General features: G+C 50.7%; 19 protein-coding genes. 17 read left to right on the top strand and 2 right to left on the bottom strand.

Translation table 11 applies throughout. From position 1 onward, the window contains the following. Positions 1-71: 71 nt before the first annotated feature. Both HMPREF9469_RS24920 and HMPREF9469_RS24915 read left to right on the top strand, forming a co-directional pair. The gene (locus HMPREF9469_RS24920; RefSeq protein ID WP_007868661.1) at positions 72-1,301 is read left to right on the top strand and encodes a D-galactonate dehydratase family protein; all 1,230 of its coding nucleotides are present in this window, start codon (positions 72-74) and stop codon (positions 1,299-1,301) included. Between the two features lie 17 nt (positions 1,302-1,318). Further along, positions 1,319-2,041, top strand: a complete 723-nt coding sequence (locus HMPREF9469_RS24915) for an MBL fold metallo-hydrolase (RefSeq protein WP_007868657.1) — start codon at positions 1,319-1,321, stop codon at positions 2,039-2,041. Positions 2,042-2,123: 82 nt separating this feature from the next. Here HMPREF9469_RS24915 and HMPREF9469_RS24910 read toward each other — a convergent pair whose 3' ends face one another. Further along, positions 2,124-3,167 carry a LacI family DNA-binding transcriptional regulator gene (locus tag HMPREF9469_RS24910; RefSeq protein WP_040417293.1) on the bottom strand — a complete coding sequence of 348 codons (1,044 nt, stop codon included), beginning with the start codon at positions 3,165-3,167 and terminating at the stop codon, positions 2,124-2,126. A 346-nt stretch (positions 3,168-3,513) separates the two neighbouring features. On the opposite strand from HMPREF9469_RS24910, the gene HMPREF9469_RS24905 reads away from it, so the two are divergent. The 10 genes from HMPREF9469_RS24905 (at position 3,514) to HMPREF9469_RS24860 (ending at position 13,591) form a co-directional block, all read left to right on the top strand. Next, complete coding sequence (locus HMPREF9469_RS24905) at positions 3,514-4,494, top strand: mannonate dehydratase (protein WP_007868651.1); 981 nt, start codon at positions 3,514-3,516, stop codon at positions 4,492-4,494. A gap of 20 nt (positions 4,495-4,514) precedes the next feature. Continuing rightward, complete coding sequence (locus HMPREF9469_RS24900) at positions 4,515-5,435, top strand: carbohydrate ABC transporter permease (RefSeq protein ID WP_007868648.1); 921 nt, start codon at positions 4,515-4,517, stop codon at positions 5,433-5,435. Between the two features lie 17 nt (positions 5,436-5,452). Next, on the top strand, positions 5,453-6,304 hold the full coding sequence (locus HMPREF9469_RS24895; RefSeq protein ID WP_007868645.1) for a carbohydrate ABC transporter permease: 852 nt from the start codon (positions 5,453-5,455) through the stop codon (positions 6,302-6,304). Positions 6,305-6,435: 131 nt separating this feature from the next. Beyond that, the gene (locus HMPREF9469_RS24890) at positions 6,436-7,782 is read left to right on the top strand and encodes an ABC transporter substrate-binding protein (protein WP_007868643.1); all 1,347 of its coding nucleotides are present in this window, start codon (positions 6,436-6,438) and stop codon (positions 7,780-7,782) included. An 11-nt stretch (positions 7,783-7,793) separates the two neighbouring features. Next, positions 7,794-8,552 carry an SDR family NAD(P)-dependent oxidoreductase gene (locus tag HMPREF9469_RS24885; protein WP_007868641.1) on the top strand — a complete coding sequence of 253 codons (759 nt, stop codon included), beginning with the start codon at positions 7,794-7,796 and terminating at the stop codon, positions 8,550-8,552. A 23-nt stretch (positions 8,553-8,575) separates the two neighbouring features. Next, positions 8,576-9,508: an RraA family protein gene (locus HMPREF9469_RS24880; protein ID WP_007868640.1), complete on the top strand. Its 933-nt coding sequence runs from the start codon at positions 8,576-8,578 to the stop codon at positions 9,506-9,508. Positions 9,509-9,530: 22 nt separating this feature from the next. Next, positions 9,531-10,358 carry an SDR family oxidoreductase gene (locus HMPREF9469_RS24875; RefSeq protein ID WP_007868631.1) on the top strand — a complete coding sequence of 276 codons (828 nt, stop codon included), beginning with the start codon at positions 9,531-9,533 and terminating at the stop codon, positions 10,356-10,358. Then, positions 10,339-11,133 carry an SDR family NAD(P)-dependent oxidoreductase gene (locus HMPREF9469_RS24870; RefSeq protein WP_007868629.1) on the top strand — a complete coding sequence of 265 codons (795 nt, stop codon included), beginning with the start codon at positions 10,339-10,341 and terminating at the stop codon, positions 11,131-11,133. The genes HMPREF9469_RS24875 and HMPREF9469_RS24870 overlap by 20 nt, the downstream gene beginning before the upstream one ends. A 45-nt stretch (positions 11,134-11,178) precedes the next feature. Beyond that, a complete protein-coding gene (locus HMPREF9469_RS24865) occupies positions 11,179-12,543 on the top strand; it encodes a mandelate racemase/muconate lactonizing enzyme family protein (RefSeq protein ID WP_007868627.1) in 1,365 nt (454 codons plus the stop codon). After that, positions 12,500-13,591: a lactonase family protein gene (locus HMPREF9469_RS24860; RefSeq protein WP_007868625.1), complete on the top strand. Its 1,092-nt coding sequence runs from the start codon at positions 12,500-12,502 to the stop codon at positions 13,589-13,591. Before HMPREF9469_RS24865 ends, HMPREF9469_RS24860 begins: the two co-directional genes overlap by 44 nt. 14 nt (positions 13,592-13,605) lie before the next feature. Here HMPREF9469_RS24860 and HMPREF9469_RS24855 read toward each other — a convergent pair whose 3' ends face one another. Further along, complete coding sequence (locus HMPREF9469_RS24855) at positions 13,606-14,469, bottom strand: AraC family transcriptional regulator (protein ID WP_007868623.1); 864 nt, start codon at positions 14,467-14,469, stop codon at positions 13,606-13,608. A 193-nt stretch (positions 14,470-14,662) separates the two neighbouring features. Between HMPREF9469_RS24855 and HMPREF9469_RS24850 the strand changes: the two genes are divergently transcribed. The 5 genes from HMPREF9469_RS24850 to HMPREF9469_RS24830 all read left to right on the top strand — a co-directional run bounded on the left by HMPREF9469_RS24850 (position 14,663) and on the right by HMPREF9469_RS24830 (position 19,901). After that, a complete protein-coding gene (locus HMPREF9469_RS24850; RefSeq protein ID WP_007868620.1) occupies positions 14,663-15,763 on the top strand; it encodes a TRAP transporter substrate-binding protein in 1,101 nt (366 codons plus the stop codon). 96 nt (positions 15,764-15,859) lie between these two features. Beyond that, positions 15,860-16,360, top strand: coding sequence for a TRAP transporter small permease (locus tag HMPREF9469_RS30815; RefSeq protein WP_007868617.1), 501 nt, complete (start codon positions 15,860-15,862; stop codon positions 16,358-16,360). Further along, entirely contained in the window at positions 16,357-17,637 is a 1,281-nt protein-coding gene (locus HMPREF9469_RS24840; protein ID WP_007868615.1) for a TRAP transporter large permease, read from the top strand. Before HMPREF9469_RS30815 ends, HMPREF9469_RS24840 begins: the two co-directional genes overlap by 4 nt. 22 nt (positions 17,638-17,659) lie before the next feature. Next, positions 17,660-18,739 carry a Gfo/Idh/MocA family protein gene (locus HMPREF9469_RS24835; protein WP_007868611.1) on the top strand — a complete coding sequence of 360 codons (1,080 nt, stop codon included), beginning with the start codon at positions 17,660-17,662 and terminating at the stop codon, positions 18,737-18,739. Positions 18,740-18,743: 4 nt separating this feature from the next. Next, a complete protein-coding gene (locus HMPREF9469_RS24830; protein ID WP_007868608.1) occupies positions 18,744-19,901 on the top strand; it encodes a Gfo/Idh/MocA family protein in 1,158 nt (385 codons plus the stop codon). Positions 19,902-20,008: the final 107 nt, after the last annotated feature.

The raw sequence follows: 20,008 nt of genomic DNA, 5'->3' as shown, positions 1-20,008 counted from the left end.
CAAAAAATCATCTCGCAAATCTGAGTGCCAGGAGACTCTGAGAGTACACCAGGGACCAAAGGAGGATAGGAATGTTGATTAAAAGTATGGAGACGATCCTAACATGTCCGGGAAGGAACTATCTGATCGTGAAGATCACAACCGAAGACGGTGTGACAGGATATGGGGATGCAACCCTTAACGGCAGGGAGCTGTCGGTTAAGGAAGCCCTTGACAGCCATCTGTCCAAATATCTGGTGGGTATGGATGCGGAGCGTATCACAGACATATGGGAGCTGGTGTACCGGGGAACGTATTGGAGAGGCGGCCCTGTACTGATGACCGCCTTGGCGGGTATCGACATGGCGCTGTGGGATATCAAGGGTAAGCGGTATGGCGCGCCCTTGTATCAGCTTCTGGGGGGGAGGTGCCGGGACAGGCTGAGGGCCTATTTCCATGTCCATGGACACACAAAGGAAGATCTGGCTGACAGGATCCGGCAGCGGATGGAGGACGGATGCACCTGCTTCAGGTATAGCTTTGACACCAAAGACAGCCGTCAGGAGGGGATTTATTTTAACCAACCCCATCAGGATATCAGCCTGGGGAGACGGATCGAAGTCACAGAGGGAAACATTGGAAAGCCGGAGGTATGGGACACGGAGGAATACGGTCATGACCTGATCCGGGTCACATCCTATCTCAGGGACACATTTGGCGGCAGTATTGGTCTGATCCATGACAGCCATGAGCGTTTTACGCCGATCCAGGCGGCGGCTGCCGCCAAACAGCTGGAGCGGTTCGGCCTGTTCTTCTTAGAGGACCCTGTGGAGCCGGTCAATGTCCAGGGACTGGAGCTTATCCGCGGGCACAGTGTGACTCCCATTGCCATGGGAGAGCTTTATAACAGTATGAAGGACTGCCTGATTCCCATTGAAAGGAATCTCATTGATTACCTCAGGCTGGATATCAGCCACTACGGAGGGATCACCCCGTCCATGAAGACAGCGGCAGTGGCGGAGAACCATGGAGTTAAGATCGCCTTCCACGGACCCAGTGATATCTCACCTCTGGCCCATGCAGCCCTGGCTCATGTGGATTTCGCAATACCCAATTTCGGCATACAGGAGTGGGTGGACCACAATGAAGAGCTGGACCAGGTCTTCCATACCAATGTCCGGTATGAAAATGGATTCATCACCATTAGGGATACACCGGGACTGGGGGTGGAGGTGGATGAGGACGCTGCCAGGGAATACACTTACAAGCCTAAGTTTCTTCCCACCCTGAGAGACAGGGAAGGGGCGGTCCACAACTGGTAGGAAAGGGAGGCGAAGAAATGGAATTTGAGATCACCTGGCTGGGGCAGGCCGGATATATCCTGGATTTTGGGTGCTGCAGAGTGTGCATTGATCCCTATCTGTCCAACACGGTTGAGGAGATAGAAGGAATGAAACGGATGGTGCCGGTCCCTGTTAAGCCGGAAGAATTGGATGTGGACTATATCCTGTTCACCCATGACCATCTGGATCATTTTGACCAGGTATCCATATGCCGCCTGGCCCACAGGCCCATCACCTTTATGGGACCCGGCTCCTGCATCGGGAAGCTGGAGGAATGCGGTATCCATAACAACACCCGGCTGGAGCGATACCAGCAGACCGTGGTCGGCGGCAGGATCACCCTGAGGGCAGCTTATGCATGCCATACCCGGGACAGCATCGGGCTTTTGTTTCAGGACAAGGGAAATGACACAGGCGGTCTGTACATCACCGGGGACACGGAGTATACGGAAAAACTCACAGAAATCAAATCATATGCGCCGGACGCCATGATCGTCTGCATCAATGGGAAACTGGGAAACATGGATTACAGGTCCGCCGCCAGGCTGGCGCAGGAGATCGGCGTAAAGACAGCCATCCCATGCCATTATGGAATGTTTGGGGAAAATACGGAGGATCCTGAAAACTTCAGGTCAGCCCTGAGTCCCACCGGAGTGGAGTACCGGGAACTAAAGTTTATGCGGCCGGAAAAGGCTGTCCTCACCCCGGTGAACTCCTGACATACGACAGAGAAAGCCCCAAGGGAATCATTTGATACCCTGGGGCTTTTTTTCTTCACATTTTTCTTCCACATATTGCTTTTCAGAAAATGTTTGATTGTACGTTCCGCTGGGAGGAAGCACGGTAGATGATCTCTCCCTGAACGGTGATCGTTTCATAAGGGGCATCAGGATGCTTGATGCGCCACAAAAGCTGGTGGATCATACGTTTTCCCAATAGATGCGCATGGCAGTCAACGGTTGTGAAAAACGGCTGGAACGAGTTTGCCTCATCATTGTCAAAGCCTGTGATCGCGATATCCTGGGGGATCCGAAGGCCTTCTTTTATGATCATTTCCGACAGACACATGGCGCTGATGTCGTTTACGCAGACAACCGCCTGGGGAGGATCGATCATCAGCTGCTCAAATGCGCTGCGTACCGCTGAAGACATCAATGGGAACGGCGACGGCGTGGTGATCAGCTGGGGTTCCAGGGGCAGGTTAGAGATCGTCATCGCATCGCGGTATCCGTCAAAGCGGTCACAAAAGCTTTCGCCGTCCACATGAAAGGGGTTTAAGTAGGCGATCCTTGTCATTCCCTGGCGGATCAGGCTTAGAGTTAATTCCATGGTAGCCCGTCTGCTCTCGCTTTTGATCACATCCCCCATGGTTGGCTCTAATGCCGTATATACTTCACGGTCAAGAAAAATACTGTACATCTTTTTTTTCAGCACCTTCTGTGTATAAGCAGTTCCAAATTTATGAAGAAAGAAGCAGGCGTCAATCTCGTCATTAGGAGAATAGGGCAGCTGCAGTTCATCTATATTCTTTTGGGTGACGACAGCAATACTGATGTTGCAATTGTAAAGAGAGGCTTCTTCGGAAAGACCATTTAAGATCCGATCCCAATAAGGGGAACTGTCCGGGCGCCGTAAGGCAAGGATGCGCAGAGGACGGTCAGGTGCTTCTTCGCGGCTGGTTTTGTCTGTGAATTTTGTATATCCTGAAGAGCGCACATAATTAGTGATTCTCTGCCGGGTTTCTTCAGCGACTCTTGGATCATTTCTAAGCGCCATTGAAACTGTATTTCTCGATAATCCCAGTTCTGTGGCTATGCTTGTAATGGTAACACGTCTCTCTTTCATAAAGTTTTCTAACAAACCTCCTGGATTTGAATTTCTCTTATTTTCTAAGCATATCATAAATTGAAACAATGTACAACCATATTTTGCAATAGTGCATTTCACAAAATATGCAATATTGCACAATTGTTACGAAAAATGTAATTTAACATATCATCCAATAATATAATATAAAATCAAAAACAATAGTGCAAAAAAACAATACAATCACGCAAAAAATAAAAAATGTAAAAAATGACATATTGATATTGACAAAAAATAATAGATAATGCATAATAGATAATGTAAATATGCAATAGTGCAAAAATAATGCATCCGTTTAAGGGGCGTTGAAATGGAGGTGCGGGGAATGAAACTTGGATATGCATTTTTTAATCCGAAACATGAAATCTTACAACATCATGCTCAGCAGCTGGGGGTGCGCTGCGCTGTGACCAGTGCCGGATGGGCGGGCGGCTTTTCCCGTTACATCCATGAATGGGATTATATGCCGCTCTTAAAAACAAAGCTTTCCATGGAGAGTTTTGGGCTGGAATTTTCTGTTGTAGAAGGTGTTGGATTTCTGGATGAGGTTAAGCTGGGATCAGAGGGGCGTGATGAAGCCATTGAACACTTCATTCTCTTGTTAAAGAATATGTCTGAACTTGGGATAAAAACGGTTTGTTATAACTGGATGCCTGTGTGGGGGTGGTTTCGCACTGATACAAATATCAAGCTGGATGGAGGAGCTACGGTTACCGGCTTTGACAATGATCTGATCCCGGTCTGTCCTATTACAGAGCTAGGCCGCGTTTCTCAGGATCGTTTATGGAGTAATTTGGAGTACTTTCTCAAGAAGGTAGTTCCCTGGGCTGAAAAATACCGTGTCCAGTTAGCGCTTCATCCGGACGATCCGCCTGTTGACAATATTGGCGGCATTGAGCGGATCCTGACCAGCGTCAACGCCATGCAGAGAGCAATTGATCTGGCGCCCAGTGAATACAACGGAATTACCCTTTGCCAGGGTTCCTTTGCCGCCATGGGAGAAGATGTCATTGATTCGATCCGGCATTTTGGAACCCAGAACAAGATATTTTTTGCACATTTCAGAGACTTGACCGGCGGCCCCGGACATTTTCGGGAGGAATTCCACCACACTGGCAAAACAGACATGTATACGGCAATGAAAACTTATTACGACATTGGATTTGACGGGGTGATCCGTCCGGATCATGTGCCCACAATGTATTTGGACACGGTGGGGGAGCAGGGATACGGGACCAACGGGAACTTGTTTGCCACCGGATATATGATGGGTCTGATGGAAGCGATTGAAAAGGAAATGAATTAAAAATAAAGGGTGGGGATCAAGTGAAAAATGGAAACTGCAAAGAGGTTATCAGCAAAGAAGCACGCAGGAAACGATGGAAGAAAGATTGGGAAGGTTACTTATATATGCTTCCCTGGCTGCTGGGATTCCTGATCCTAACCGCCTGGCCGATGGTCTATAGCTTTTATTTATCTTTTACAGATTACTCGATGTTTACGGCTCCGGAATGGGTGGGCCTGAAAAATTATATCAAAATGTTTACAAGAGACAGAGGGTTTTCAAAAGCGCTGTTTACCACGTTTCGTTTTGTGCTCATGGCAGTGCCTCTCAAACTGGTCTTTGCGTTATTTGTAGCAACCCGTCTGAATAAGGCCGTAAGGGGGATGAACCTGTACAGGACCTTTATCTATCTGCCGTCCCTGTTAGGCGGCTCGGTAGCGGTAGCGGTCCTCTGGAGGAATATTTTCGGCATAGACGGATATATCAACACGATCCTGGGGATTTTTGGGATAGAAGCTGTAAAATGGCTCACCAGTCCAAAGTATGCGCTGACAACCATTGTCTTATTGAACGTGTGGCAGTTTGGATCCAGCATGATCATTTTCCTGGCAGGTCTGAAGGCCATACCCAACAGTTTGTATGAGGCGGCCGGCATGGATGGAGCCGGAACAGTACACAAGTTTTTTAAGATCACGCTGCCAATGATCTCGCCGGTCATTTTCTTCAATCTGATATATGGATTGATCGGAGCTTTCCAGCAATTTAACTCCGCTTTCCTGATCACAAAGGGAGGCCCGGCCAATGCTACATATCTATATGCGCTGATGCTTTACGAAAAGGCGTTTACATCCTATCAGATGGGTTATGCGGCCGGAATGGCATGGATACTTCTTGGGATCGTTGGCTGTTTCACGGCAGTTATGTTTATCGGTCAAAAGTTCTGGGTGTTTTATGAAAATTAGAGAGGAGGATATTTGCAGTGGAGAAAAATGATTTAAAACAGAAAAAGCATAAAAACCATTGGGTCAGTCATATCGATCTGATCCTCCTCTCAGCGATCATGGTATTTCCAATCTTATGGTGGTTTTTTGCAACCTTTAAGCCTTTAAATGAGCTTGGGTCCCGTAATTTCCTGCCGGTAAACTGGACACTGAGCAATTACATAAAGGGATGGCAGATGACAAACAGCCTGACCTTTGGCAGATTGTTCCTTAATACCATGTTCATTGTGTCGATCAATGTGGTGGGGGCAGTGACCTCCGGAAGCCTGGTGGCCTTTGCCTTTGGCCGGATGGAATTTAAGTTTAAAAACTTTTGGTTTTCCGTTGTCATGATGACCTTGATGCTGCCCTCCCAGGTGACCGTTGTCTCACAGTATATCATGTATAACAAACTGCACCTTGTCAACACTTATGTGCCGCTGATCCTTCCCTATTGCCTGGGCGGAGGCGCCTTCTTTATCTTCCTGCTGATCCAATTTATCAGGGGGATTCCCAGGGAGCTGGATGAGTCGGCCAAATGTGACGGGGCATCAACATTTTGTATCTATTCCCAGATCATTTTACCCCTGCTAAAGGCACCGCTGACAACCGTGGCGATCTATGCTTTTATCTGGAGCTGGGACGATTTCTACTCACAGATGCTCTATTTAAGCACACCGGCCAAATTTACAGTAGGACTTGGCCTTCGGATGCTGGTTGATCAGTGGGAGATCAAATGGGGAGAATTATTTGCCATGTCGCTGCTTTCGATCATCCCCTCCCTGATCCTGTTCTTTACAAGACAGAAGGATTTCATAGAGGGTGTGGCAGCTTCAGGCATTAAGGGTTAAAACAAATATATTATCATGCACTCTCGGAGTCTCCCCGGCGCCCGTCTTTGCAGCTGGTTTTTTGCCGGCCGCACAGAAATCTGAGTACCAGGAAATTTCCGGAGTACGCTATCAAAAAAAGGAGGAATATTATGAGGAAAAAACAAATTGGTCAAAAGGTCGCGGTGGTTCTGTTTGCTGCAATGCTGGCACTGTCAGGCTGTTCAAAGCCGGTTGATAGTCCTAAGCAGGATCCGGGGGCACAAAGTTCTCCAGGCGCAAAAACAGAGGGGCAGCCGTCAGGCGGCGCTTCCAACCTTTCTATTTTCTGGTGGGGCTCGGACAGCAGGCATGAAGCCACTCAAAAGGTACTGGATCTTTACTCTCAGGATACAGGCGTTACCTTTGATGTGGAATTTACGGGATGGGATGGATACTGGCAGAAGCTGCCGGTGTTAGCTGCCTCAAAGGAGGTTCCTGATGTTCTCCAGATGGATGCAGCCTACATAGAGCAGTATGTTGACAATGGAACGCTGGCGGATCTGTCGCCCTATATTGATCTGGCAGAGTTTGTGGGCGAGGATGAAAAACAGAATTATCTGATCGATGGAAAACTCTATGGAATCCCCCTGAGCCGCAACGGACAGGGCGTTGTCTTTAGCAAAACCAGATTGGCGCAGCTGGGCATTGAAGAGCCGAAAAACGGATGGACCTGGGAGGAGATGATCGCCTGGGGCCGTGAGGCAAAGAAAAAATGCCCGGACGGAGTGTATCCTTTATGGGATATGTGTAACTGGTACCAGTATTACCAGGAATATGTGCAATCCCACGGGGGAGAAAAGACACTGGCAGGAAATGAGTTCAATTTTAATAAAGAGACCTATAAGGAGTACATGCAGCTCTATCTGGATCTGGTAGAAGAAGGGGTATGCCCTCCTCCTGAGGTGATCCTTTCCTTTGTGGAGTATGATCCCATGAACGATTATTTCCTGAATGGGAAAGTGCTGACCCGCAGCATCTCCGTGGGATCTGTTATGACCATTGGGAAAATGCTGCCGGATGATGAACTGGGAGGCGTATGCCTGCCTCAGGGCGAGGGCGGTTCCGGATGGGTACAGTCCACGATCTTCTTCTCGGTAAGCGCCCAGTCTGAGCACATCCAGGAAGCGGCGGACTTTATCAAATGGTTCCTCTCCGATGTGGAGGCAGGGAAGATCCTTAAAACCACCCGGGGACTTCCGCTTTCGGATGAGGTATATGGATCCATTGAGCCGGATCTGGATACTTATGAGAAGCTGAACATGATGCTGTATAAGATCATCACAGCGGATGAGGTAAATCCCACCCCTTACTGGAGTGATGTTCCGCCTGCATTTTCCACATGGAATACGGAGTTTAAGTCCACGGGAGAGGCGGTTATGATCGGAGATATGTCTGTGGAAGACGCGGCGGAGTATCTGTATTCCCTGGGAGCGGAAGCTGCCGCAGAGGCAAAATAAAAGGAGAAGGAATGGACGGACAAAATTTGTCGGGGAAGGTTGCTCTGGTGACAGGTTCCACGTCCGGGATCGGACGGGGGATCGCCCTGGAGTTGGCCAGACAGGGGGCATATGTTCTGGTGACAGGACGCAGACACCAGCGGATCCAGGAAACGATCCGGATGATACGGGAAATGGGAGGGGATGCAAGGGGATGCCCTCTGGATGTCACTGACAAGGATGAGATTTTCAGGTTTTTTAATACCTTTGTCAAGGAAACGGGTATTGATATTTTTGTAAATAATGCAGGAATTACCACGGTAAAGGATTTCCTGGAGAATACATCAGATGAGATCGAATCCATTTGCCGGACAAATCTGCTGGGGGCGGTTTACTGCACCCAGCAGGCCGCCAGACTTATGACTGACCAAAAGAGGGGCGGGACGATTATTATGATCACCTCATGCAACGCCTATGCCCCTCTTCCCGGGCAGTCGTTCTATTCAGCCATCAAATGTGCTCTGGAGGGGTTGGTAAAAGGGATCGCCTGGGAGCTGGCCCCTTACCGGATCCGGGTAAACGCAGTGGCGCCCGGCGCGGTGGTATCGGAATTAACGGGAATAAAGACGGAAGAAGAACAGACAGCGGCTGGAAAAGGGATCCCGATCCCCAGAATGGGACAGCCGGACGAAATCGGAAAAGCAGTCTGTTTTCTGGCCTCAGATGACGCTTCATACATAACGGGGACTTCTTTGTTGGTAGACGGAGGGATTATCCTCCGGAACGCATAATAAAAAAAGTGAGGGTAATAGGTATGAGATTTAACAGGAAAGAGGATATTGAGTTTCTCACAAAGGATTGGCAGGGGGAGCGCTTTGAGGACGGCCGTCCAAAGGTCAGCGACCAGCTTTTAGACCGCCTGAAGGAAGTGACAACCGAGGAGGCTGTCATGGCCTTGATCAATAAGGGTTACATGCATCAGTTTGAGGGCGATCTGCAAAGAAGCAATCAGGACAAAGAAAAGGGCCGTCTGATCGGGCGCGCGGTGACAACGGTTATGGTCCCCACAAGGATTGATGTCCACAACAATCTGCTTGACGAGGGGCGCAATGTAGAGGGAAAACGGGGATTCTTTAATCAATGGGTGATTGAAACCCTGGTAAAGCGGGATGTGATCGTGGTTGATATGTGCGACCAGATCTTATTTGGAACTTATGTGGGAGGGAACCTTTCCACGGCAATCAAAACCCGGACGGAAACAGGCGGCGCTGTGATCTGGGGAGGGATCCGTGATCTGGAGCAGATTGTGGAGATGGATGATTTCCAGGTGTATTACCGCGGGGTTGATCCCACGCCCATTGGCGATGTCATGATGAGCGGGATGAACACGCCGGCACGGATCGGCCGTGCGGTGTGCCTTCCGGGGGATGTGGTGCACGGAACCATCAGCGGGATCACATTTATCCCGGCCCATTTGGCGGAGCATGTGGCGGCAACGGCGGAAAAGTCCCATGTAAAGGATATCTTTGGTTTTGAGCGGTTAAAGCAGGGAGTGTATACATCCGCCCAGATCGATAATGCATGGACCATGGAGATGATGGAGGATTTCCTGGGGTGGTACGGGAAGTCTGAGGAGGCTGAAAAATATCGCGGCTATGGACTGGATTGGACAGAGGAACTGGGGATTGCGAAAAACCCGGAAAGACCCAAGCAGTCAAATGGGCTTGTTGACTATAAACTGCACTGACCCTATGAGAGGAAAGGACATAATGGATGATCAGCGTCTGAAGACGGCGGTTATTACAGATGTTACAACTGAAATTGGAAGGGATGCCGCAATGCTGCTGGCTGAAAATGGGTATCGGTTAATGCTCTGCGTCCCCAAGGGAAAGAATGTTAGACCGGAGGACCGGTTTCAGTTGGAGGACCGGTTTCAGTCAAAGGACCGGTTTGGGGAAAGGAGCTGTTTCTGTCAAACGGAGGAGGTTGACTTTGCGGATGAGGCAGAGGTGCTGCGCCTGTTTCAAAGCCTTACATCAGTTCGGGTGCTTTTCTATAATAACCTGCCCGAGATCCTGTGCAGACCGGTGAGCCAAATCTCCCATGAGGAGTTTGGCCGCTTGGTGGAGGAGGATATTACATCAGTTGTTACAACTGCAAAGGTGTTTGGCTCTTTGATGAAAAACGGCAGCCTGATCTTTCTGGGGTCGGTCCATTCTGACAAACCAAGTGCTGCAGCGCCTTTGAACAGCATGTACATGGGAGCGTTAAAAAACATGGTCCGGGAAGGGGCGGTCAGCTTTGGGACCGGAGGAAACCGCTGCAACCTCATTGAAGTGGGGGCCATGGGAGGAGAAGACCGGCTGTACCAAAATGAAATTTCTCATTTTTATGACGGATATTCCTTCAAAATCCCCAACGGACATATCCCTGTCTCTCGGGATATTTCTCAAATTGTATGTTTCCTGGCCGAGGATGCTGCTGCCGTCAATGGGGAAGCAATCCGGGCGGACAGCGGATTGGTCCTGGAATATTTAGACAAACTGGCCAATGCACGGGCTTATGAAAGGATGAGCGATGAAGGATGTGGAGGTTAAGAGCCTGAAAGGGAAGACAATACTGGTGACCGGATCGGGAAAAGGACTGGGCAGCGCCATCGCAGTGGAGGCGGCGCGGCAGGGGGCAAAGGTTGCGGTCCACTACCGGTCAAGTGAGAAAAACGCGTATCAGGTATTTGAGGAAGTCAGGGCCTTCGGTCAGGACTGTACCCTGATACGGGCCGATCTGTCCATCCCGGAGGAAGCCGAGCGCCTGTACCAGGAGACGGTCCGGGCATTGGGGGAAATTGATATTCTGGTGAATAATGCTGCATTGCAGTATAATCTTGACTTTTCAGGTTATGACGCGGCTAAGATCCGCACGATTTTCCAGGTCAACCTGGGCGGATACCTGCGGATGAGCCAGAGGGTGCTTTCGCCTATGCGGCAAAAGGGCTGGGGAAGGATCATTCATATTTCTTCCGTACACGCAAAGCGGCCAACAACCTTTGACTTCTGTTATTCCATGACAAAGGGGGCGATCAAAATGCTGACCCGGGAATTGGCGCTGGAGTGCGGAGGGACGGGAATTACAGTCAATTCCCTTGAACTTGGAGCAGTGGAGATCGGAGTTAAAAGCGGGAACCCGCAATCAGTGATCACTGGTGAACAGGCGGGCCTAAAACCCCTGTTTCCCTACCGGCCGGAACGGCCGTGGGGACGTATCATCCAGCCGGAGCAGGTGGCTCCTGCTGTCATGTTCCTGGCTTCGGAGGGGGCAGACTGCATCAATGGCGCTGCATTGCGTCTGGATGATGCCGCCATGTTGTTGTGAGAGATCAATGTGAGAGATTAAAAAGAATTGGGAGGTTAATAAACTATGTTGGACGAGCGAGAGGCATTAGACCATGTGAAGACAGGATCGCGGCCATCTGATTTAAAGATTACGGATATCCGTTTTGCGGATATCTGGAAAGCTCCTATGCAGTGTATTATGGTGAAGGTATACACCAATCAGGGACTGGTGGGATATGGAGAAGTGCGGGATTTTGCCGACAAACGTTATGCTCTGATGCTGAAAAGCCGCCTGATCGGAGAGAACCCATGTAATGTAGACAGGATTTTCCGTAAGATCAAGCAGTTTGGCGGGCAGTCGCGCCAGGGCGGAGGCGTGTCCGGGATCGAGGTGGCATTGTGGGACCTGGCAGGCAAGGCATACGGGGTCCCGGTATACCAGCTTTTAGGCGGCAGATTCCGCGATGAGATCCGCCTTTACTGCGACACGGATGTGGCTGGAAAACCGGACGGAAAAAAGATGGGGAAGGCATTAAAATCAAGGATGGAAAAAGGTTTTACAATGCTTAAGATGGATTTGGGCATTGACCTTCTCTATGATGTCCCGGGAGCCCTGAACGCGCCGCTGGGGTTTGTGGAGCAGCTTGCAGCGGCAGGAGAACAGCACGAGCATATGCACGGAACCATGGATACGCGCGTTGCAGCCCAGAAGCGCAGGGAGATCACCTGTGTGGAGCATTGCAGGACCGGGATCCAGATCACACAAAAAGGAATGGAGTGGCTTGAGAATTATGTGGCGGAAGCGAGAAGCGAGATCGGTTATGAGATACCGCTGGCGGTTGACCACGTGGGGCATATCGGACTGACTGAGTGCATTAAGCTGGGAAGAATGCTGGAAAAATATAACATTGCCTGGATGGAGGATGCGCTTCCCTGGCATTATACGGATCAATATGCGATCTTAAGAAGGTCGGTCAATGTGCCGGTCGCCACTGGCGAAGATATTTACTTAAAGGAGAACTTTAAACCGCTTCTGGAAGCCGGCGGAGTGTCTTTGATCCATCCGGATATCCTCACTTCAGGAGGCATTTTGGAAAACAAGAAGATTGGAGACCTGGCCCAGGAATACGGGGTAGGAATGATCGTCCACATGGCGGAGACGCCTATTGCCTGCCTGGCTGCAGTCCACAGCACGGCTGCTACGGAGAATGTTCTGGCGCTGGAGTTCCACTCCAATGACATTCCTTGGTGGCAGGACCTGGTTGAGTATCCCTATAAACCTATTGTAAACAATGGTTATATTAAAGTGCCGGATCTTCCGGGACTGGGGATTGAAGGGCTGAATGACGAAGTGATTAAAGAACACATTGACAATGACCGTATTCCTGGATTATGGGAGGCAACGGATGAATGGGATTCCACATTTGCGCATGACCGGTTATGGAGCTGATGAAAAGGAACTGATCATAACCGGTTCCTACACTGCTCCGGGGCAGCCTGGAGGGATACGGATCTATGAGTTGGATGAAAAAAGCGGGGAACTGACCCCGCTTTTTGAAGGCGGACGGGACATCAATCCTTCTTTTCTTGCAATCCGGGACGGCATGATCCTTGGGGTGAGCGAAGTCAGCCGCGACAGCCAGATCACTCTGTACCGCTGGCTGGAACATGAAAAGCGCTTGCTGCCTGTGGATCATCTCCATGTTCCGGGCGCATCGCTTTGCCATATTACCCCCTGGCCGGGTACGCCGTATTTCACCGTATCCGGCTATAACAGCGGAAGCTTTTTGCTCTGCCGGGAGGAACATGGAAAATTATATCTGGACAGGGAAGAATTTCCCGGGGAAGATTATTTTGAACCCGGGTTTGAGGGAAGGGTCTCCCATGTCCACTCCACGCTTTTAAGCCCTGACAATTGTTTTTTATATGTCGCGGACCTGGGGCTTGACCGGATCTTCTGTTACGGAGTCCATGAGCAGGGAGGCATAAAGCTTCTGGAAAAAAAGCGGCAGATCATATTTCCTTGGGGTGAGGGGCCCCGTCACATGGCCGTTTCAAAGGACGGAAAAAATCTTTATGTTGTCACGGAACTAAACAACCATGTTTTTACATTTTCCATGGACGAAGAACGGAATGCACAGCAGCGGCAGGTATTGCCTGTTGGGCATGAGCTTTTTTCACAGGAAGCAGCAGCCGGGGCGGATATTAAGATCAGTGATGATGGGCGCTGTGTTTATGTATCTGACCGTGGGCCGGATACGGTCACGCTGTTCGCCCGGGATAGAGAAACCGGAGACCTGAGGCACGTTAAAACGTATGACAGCGGCGGACACTGGCCGAGAAACATCTGCCTGTCACGGTCGCAGCGCTTTTTGCTGGCTGCGAATGAGCGGAGCGGGGATTTGGCTGTGTTTGCGCGGGATCCCCGGACCGGTGTTTTAAAGGAGCGGGTTTGCAGCGTTCATGCACAGCAGATTTCCTTTGCTGCCCCCATGTGATCCCTTCCCTGTCCTTATCCCGGCTCGCTTTTAAAATACTCCCGCGGGGATACCCCGTATTCCTTTTTAAAGCACCTGTAATAATTGGAATAATCCCCGAACCCGCACTGCTGGCTGGCAAAGATAAAAGAGGCTCCGCCGCGGACCATGGCCTCGGCTTCATTTAAACGAAGGCGCAGGATATATTGGTAAATGGTCATTCCGGAAATCTCCTTGAACCGATGCATGAAGTAGTACCGGTTCATATAAAAATATTCAGACAGCTGGGCCACGGTGATCTGCTGGTCCATGTGGTCCTTAAAATATTGGTCCACCAGGGCCATAAGGCCCATCTCCTTGTTGTCCCGGCTGAATGAGAAGATGTGAGGGTCGTTGTTGTGTTTGTTGACTTCCACAAAGAATTCGGCAAGGCAGCTGCGGCCCAGGATCCGTTTACCGTAAATATCCTCGCTGTTGTACAGGAAGGCCAGCTGGTCCAGAAGGCTGCTGAGCCGGGAACGGATGGGATGGGGATAATGGTAGACCCGGAAGGTGTCTGTTGTAAAACATTCCGACAGATCCACCCCGTCCATGGACAGTTCCTTCAGTACCTGGGGGGACACCTGGAGCGCCATCCTTTCGTAGGGAATGGAGAAATCCAGCATTTCCGGAAAATGCTCCTGATGCCTGTTGATAAACAGAAAATCACCGGGCTTCAGATAGAAGGAAGTTCCCGCCGTATTGTATACGATTCTGCCGGAGATCAGCAGGAACATTTCAAAAAAGTTATGGGAATGACTGTAGATATTCTTGTTGCTGGTATCGGAGTAGAGCATGACCCGATAATCGCAATCTAATTCATATAAGTGTGCTAAAAATGGATGCTTTTCAAATTTCATCTCATAAGAACCCCCTGTTTATTATATAATTTATCACTTAATCTCAACAAATACAACTAAATACTATAGAACTTGGCTAAAAATCAAAGCACGAATCACAATGTTTTCCGCATTAATAACTATGGGATTCGTTCCATTGGGTTGTTATAATTATGTCAAACAATTGAATGCAACATAAACAAAGGAGGACATTATGAGAAAAGCAGTATTACTGTCACTTTCAGTGGCCGTTACAGCAGCCATGATGGCTGGATGCGCATCCAAGCCGGCACAGACCCAGACATCTGCGGCGCAGACCCAGGCGGCACAGACCCAGGCGGCCGGTCAGTCGGAGGCGCCAAAGGAAGAATCCAAGGAAACAGAGGCAAAGGCGGATGACGGCAAGGTCTATGAGCTGCGCACCTCATCCAACCAGGCCCAGTCAGGAACCATAGGGCGTGCCCTGGAGTTTTTCTGCAAGACAGTGGAGGAGAAATCCGGGGGAAGGATCAAGACCACGGCTAACTTTGGGAATGAGCTGGGAAGCCAGTCCGAGCAGGTGGAAATGTGCCAGGCAGGCGCTCTGGAGATGGTGGCGGCAGCGCCGGGAACCGGACCAGGAGTGTGGGTGCCTGAGCTTCAGATGTTTGAGTTCCCATTCCTGTTCAAGGACAATGAGGAATACCGCGAAGTTATCAAGGCCATGGAGCCGGAGGTGTCCAAACGCCTGGAGCAGCATGGATTTGTAGCCTGCGGCGGACAGTCCATGGGCGCAAGGGACATGCTTACCGTTGCCCCTGTTACCAAGCTGGAGGATATGAAGGGGCTTAAAATGAGAGGTCCCAACAACATTTACATTTCCATGTTCGACTGCCTGGGAGCGTCCGGCACCACCATGGACTGGAACGAAGTTTATACAGCTCTTCAGACAAAGGTAATGGATGGGATGGAGGCGTCTCCGTCCATGATCAACTCTATGAAATTCCAGGACAACGCCAAAAACCTGGCCGTGACCAACCACTGTATGGCCTGTATCATGTATTTCTTTAATAAGGACTGGTATGATAGCCTTCCCCAGGATCTGCAGCAGATCATCATGGAGTCGGTGGATGAGACGGTTGCCTATCAGGCGCGTATTGATGATGAGGACAATGATAAGGCGCTGGAAGAGATGAAGGCAGAGGGCGTTGTGATCACTGAGATCCAGGACATCGACAAGTGGAAGGAAGCGTGCGCACCAATGCTGGAAGAATACAGGGCAAAGGGAGACAACTGGAATTCCTTTATTGATATGATCCTGGAAGCGCAGAAGTAAGGAGTGGACTTTAATGGATTGCCGCCCGGCTGGCTCTGGCCAGTGATACCGGGCGGCAATTTTTAAAAACAGTGCTCAATGTATGGGAGGCAGGACATGTTTAAGAAAATATACTGGATATTGGATAAGATCCGGTCCGTTGCAATTATCGGTATGCTGGGATACATTGTGATCCTCAGCTTTGTGCAGATCGTTTTGCGGTATTTTACTTCCGCGGACTTAAAGCCCTTTGCCTGGGGGGATGAAATCATACGGCTTATGGCCATCTGGGTGGCATTTCTGGCGGCCAGCGTGGGAGTAAAGCAGGAATCCCACTTAAGCGTACAGTTTTTCCTGGACCGTTTTCTCTCGGAGTCCCAGATGAAGATCGCCAAGAAGTGCGCCACCGCGGTGGTGATCGCTGCCCTTGCTGCGGTGACCTATGCCGGGGCCATGCATGTGATGAAAAATACCACAAACATGCTGCAAAATCTTCCTGACATAACCATTGCCTGGTTCTATGCGGCTGTTCCCGTGGGAGGATTTTACCTGATACTGGAGTATGCAGTGCAGCTGTTTGGATGGAAGGACGGCGCCGAAGAGGAGGTGGGAAAATGATCCAGGCCACGCTTGTGTTTTTAGTGCTTTTATTTTTTATATTTCTGGGCTTTCCCATTTTTATGTCCACCCTTATCACGGCCATTATTTTTATCGTAGCCATGGACATCCCCTTTTCGCTGGTGATCATCCGCATGTTTGGAAGCATCAACTCCTTTTCCCTGATGGCCATTCCCTTTTTCGTACTGGCGGGAAATATCATGATGAAGGCCCAGATCACGGATAAGCTGGTGGACTTTGCCAATGCGGCCGTGGGGCAGTTTAAGGGCGGATTGGGATATGTAAATATCCTGACCTCCATGCTTTTTGGCGGTATCCAGGGCTCCGGCGCCGCGGATGCCTCGGCCATCGGGGGAATGCTGATTCCTGCCATGGAAAAACAGGGATATGACAAGGATTATGCGGTTGCTGTTACAGCGGGATCATCCATGCTCAGCCCCATCATTCCGCCCAGCATTGCCATGATCCTGTATTCCTTTTACACTGAGACACCGGTTGCAAAGCTGTTCCTGGGAGGGCTGGTGCCCGGAATCCTCATTGGTATCATGCAGTGCGGTGTCAACTATGTATCCTACAGGAAACGGGGATATGACATTCCTATTACCCGCTTTTCCATGATCCATTTCATAAAGACCTTTTGGAAGTCCCTGGGTGCCCTGATCATGCCCCTCATTATCCTGCTGGGTATTGTGTTCGGTATCGTAACCCCCACTGAGTCGGGAGTCCTGGCAATTGCCTACGGCCTGATCTACGGATTCTTTGTATCCAGGAAGCTGAAGGTAGGGGACCTTCCAAAGATCATTGTAGATTCCGCTGTGACCACCGCCGTGGTATTCATGACCATTTCAGCCGCAGGCGTCCTTGCCAATGTGCTGGTGCGCATGCAGCTTCAGCAGGAAGTGCTGAACTTTGCGGTGAACACGCTGGGCAATCCCTATCTGGCCACCCTGTTCCTGATCATTGTGTTCATGATCCTGGGATGTTTTCTGGATCCCACCATACTCATTGCCATGTTTGCGGGAATCGTGGTATCGGTTGGGGGTGCATTTGGGTTTGATCCCATCCATTACGGCGTTATCATGGTCATTGTGATGCAGATCGGCGCCATCACGCCGCCGGTGGGAACCTTCCTGTTCATCGCCTGCGGAGTGGCGGGCCTGCCGTTGGAAAAGAGCGTTAAGCCATTGATGCCATACATATTGGTGATCCTTGCGGCTATTGCACTTATGATATTTGTGCCGGGCATTGTGACATTCCTGCCCGGACTTATGAGATAGAAATGGGATAAGGGAGGACATCATGCAGATAAAAGCAGACGGACAAAATTATGCGCCCAGGGGACATGCGGCCCCTGTGTGCGGCAAGGATGATTTTCATGTGGGAGTAGTGGGACTGGACCACGGACATATATTCGGAATGAGCAACGGACTCACTGAGGCGGGTGCTGTGATCGATCTGGTCTATGACCCGGACACGGAAAAAGCAGAGGCATTCTGCAAAAGATACCCTGGGGCCAGGACCGCTTCCTCCCTGGAGGAGATCCTGGACAATGAGAGGATCAAGATGATCGTCTCGGCCTCCGTGCCGTCAGAGCGCTGTGACCTGGGGATACAGGCCATGGCCAGGGGAAAGGATTACTTCACGGACAAACCGCCCCTGATCAACAGGGAACAGCTGGACAGGGCCAGACAGGCCGTGAAAGCATACAACAGGAAATACGCGGTGTATTACAGCGAAAGGCGTCACGTGGAGGCCGCGGTATATGCTGAAAAGCTATTGAAGGAACAGGCCATCGGACGGGTGATCAATATCATGGGCTGGGGACCTCACCGGGCCTCTGTCTCCACCAGGCCGGGCTGGTTCTTTGACAAATCCAGGTATGGGGGGATCCTGATGGACATCGGCTGCCATCAGATTGAACAGATCCTGATTTATGCGGGAGCCAGGGACGCGGTGGTGGAAAAGAGCAGGGTTGCCAACTATGGTCATAAGGAGACTCCCGGATTTGAGGATTTTGGGGACATGATGCTGACCTGCGACAACGGGACCACGGCTTATTCCCGTCTGGACTGGTTTACGCCGGACGGCCTGGGAGCCTGGGGAGACGGGCGGACCCTGATCGTGGGAACGGACGGATACATTGAGATACGCAAATACCTGGATGTGGCAAATGACAGGGAGGGGGATCACCTGTACCTGGTCAACCACGAAGGGGAGCGGCACATAAAGGCAGCCGGACTCATCGGCTTCCCATTCTTTGGAAGACTGATCAGGGATTGTCTGGACAGGACAGATACGGCCTTTGACCAGGATACGGAATTTAAAGCCATTGAACTGGCCATTGAGGCGGAATTGGCGGCAGAGAGAATTGAGGGGTGAGCGGATGTTAGGTATTGCAATCGTGGGAGCCGGAGCTATCGCAGGCGTCCATATTGATGCGTACAAAGAGTTTGTCGGGGACTGCGAGATCAGGGCGGTCTGCGATCTCTATGTGAATAAGGCGGAGGAACTTCTGGAAAAAAAAGGAATACAGAACGCCCGGGCGTATAAGAGTCAGGAGGAAGCCCTGGATCAGGGGGGGATCGATGTGGTATCTGTCTGCCTTCCTCCTTCGGCCCACTGTGAGGCGGCCATCCATGCCCTAAACCATGGGTGCCATGTGCTGGTGGAAAAGCCCATGGCCAGCTCCCTGGAGGAATGTGATAAGATGATCCGCGCTGCAGGGGAAAACAACAGGCTTTTAAGCGTGGTGTGCCAGAACCGCTTTAAGACGCCTATGGAGAGAGTCCACCGCATGCTGGAGGAAGGGACGGGCGGCAGGGTGACCCATGCGATCGTCAACTCCCTGTGGTGGAGAGGAGAGAACTACTATGACCTGTGGTGGAGGGGAACCTGGGAGAGCGAGTGCGGGGGAAGCTTTACCAGCCACTCGGTCCATCACATCGACCTTCTCCAGTGGATGATGGGAATGCCGGAATCAGTGATGGCATGTATGAGAAATGTGGGACACCACAATTCGGAACTGGAGGATGTGGGGGTAGCCGTATTCAATTACCCGGAAGCAATGGCCCAGCTGACCACCTCCATTGTGGACCACGGGGAGGAGCAGGAACTGATCTTCCAGACAGAGAAGGGACGTCTCTCCATTCCCTGGGAACCGGCTGCCTCCAAGCCCCTGCCCAACGGTTTCCCTGAGCAGGATGAGGAAGGGCTGAAGATGCTGGAGCAGGCATACCTGAGCATACCGGAACTTAAACGTGAAGGCCATGAGGCCCAGATCGGAAATTTCCTGGGAGCCATCCAGGGCGGGGAAGCGCTTCTTACCAGCGGTGAGGAGGGCAGGAAATCCATTGAGCTCATTGCCGCCATCTATAAATCAGCGGCCACCCAAAGGACCGTAAAACTGCCGCTGGCCTGCGATGACCCGTTTTACAGCAAATCCACCATGATCCGGGAAATGCCCCACTTTTTCGAGAAGACAAAGAGTGTAGAAAATTTTGAGAAGGTGGAGATCACGCTGGGAAGGGATGTTGGTAAGTAAGGAAACAGACAACCGAGAAAAGAAAATCCGTGCCCGGGCTGTAAAGTTAAAACAGTCCGGGCATATTTTTGCATTTGGGGTCCGGATATGCTATACTTGCTATGCGC

Origin of the sequence: [Clostridium] citroniae WAL-17108, assembly GCF_000233455.1 — a bacterium.
GTDB lineage: Bacteria > Bacillota > Clostridia > Lachnospirales > Lachnospiraceae > Enterocloster > Enterocloster citroniae.
This window is presented reverse-complemented; position numbering and strand designations above follow the sequence as displayed.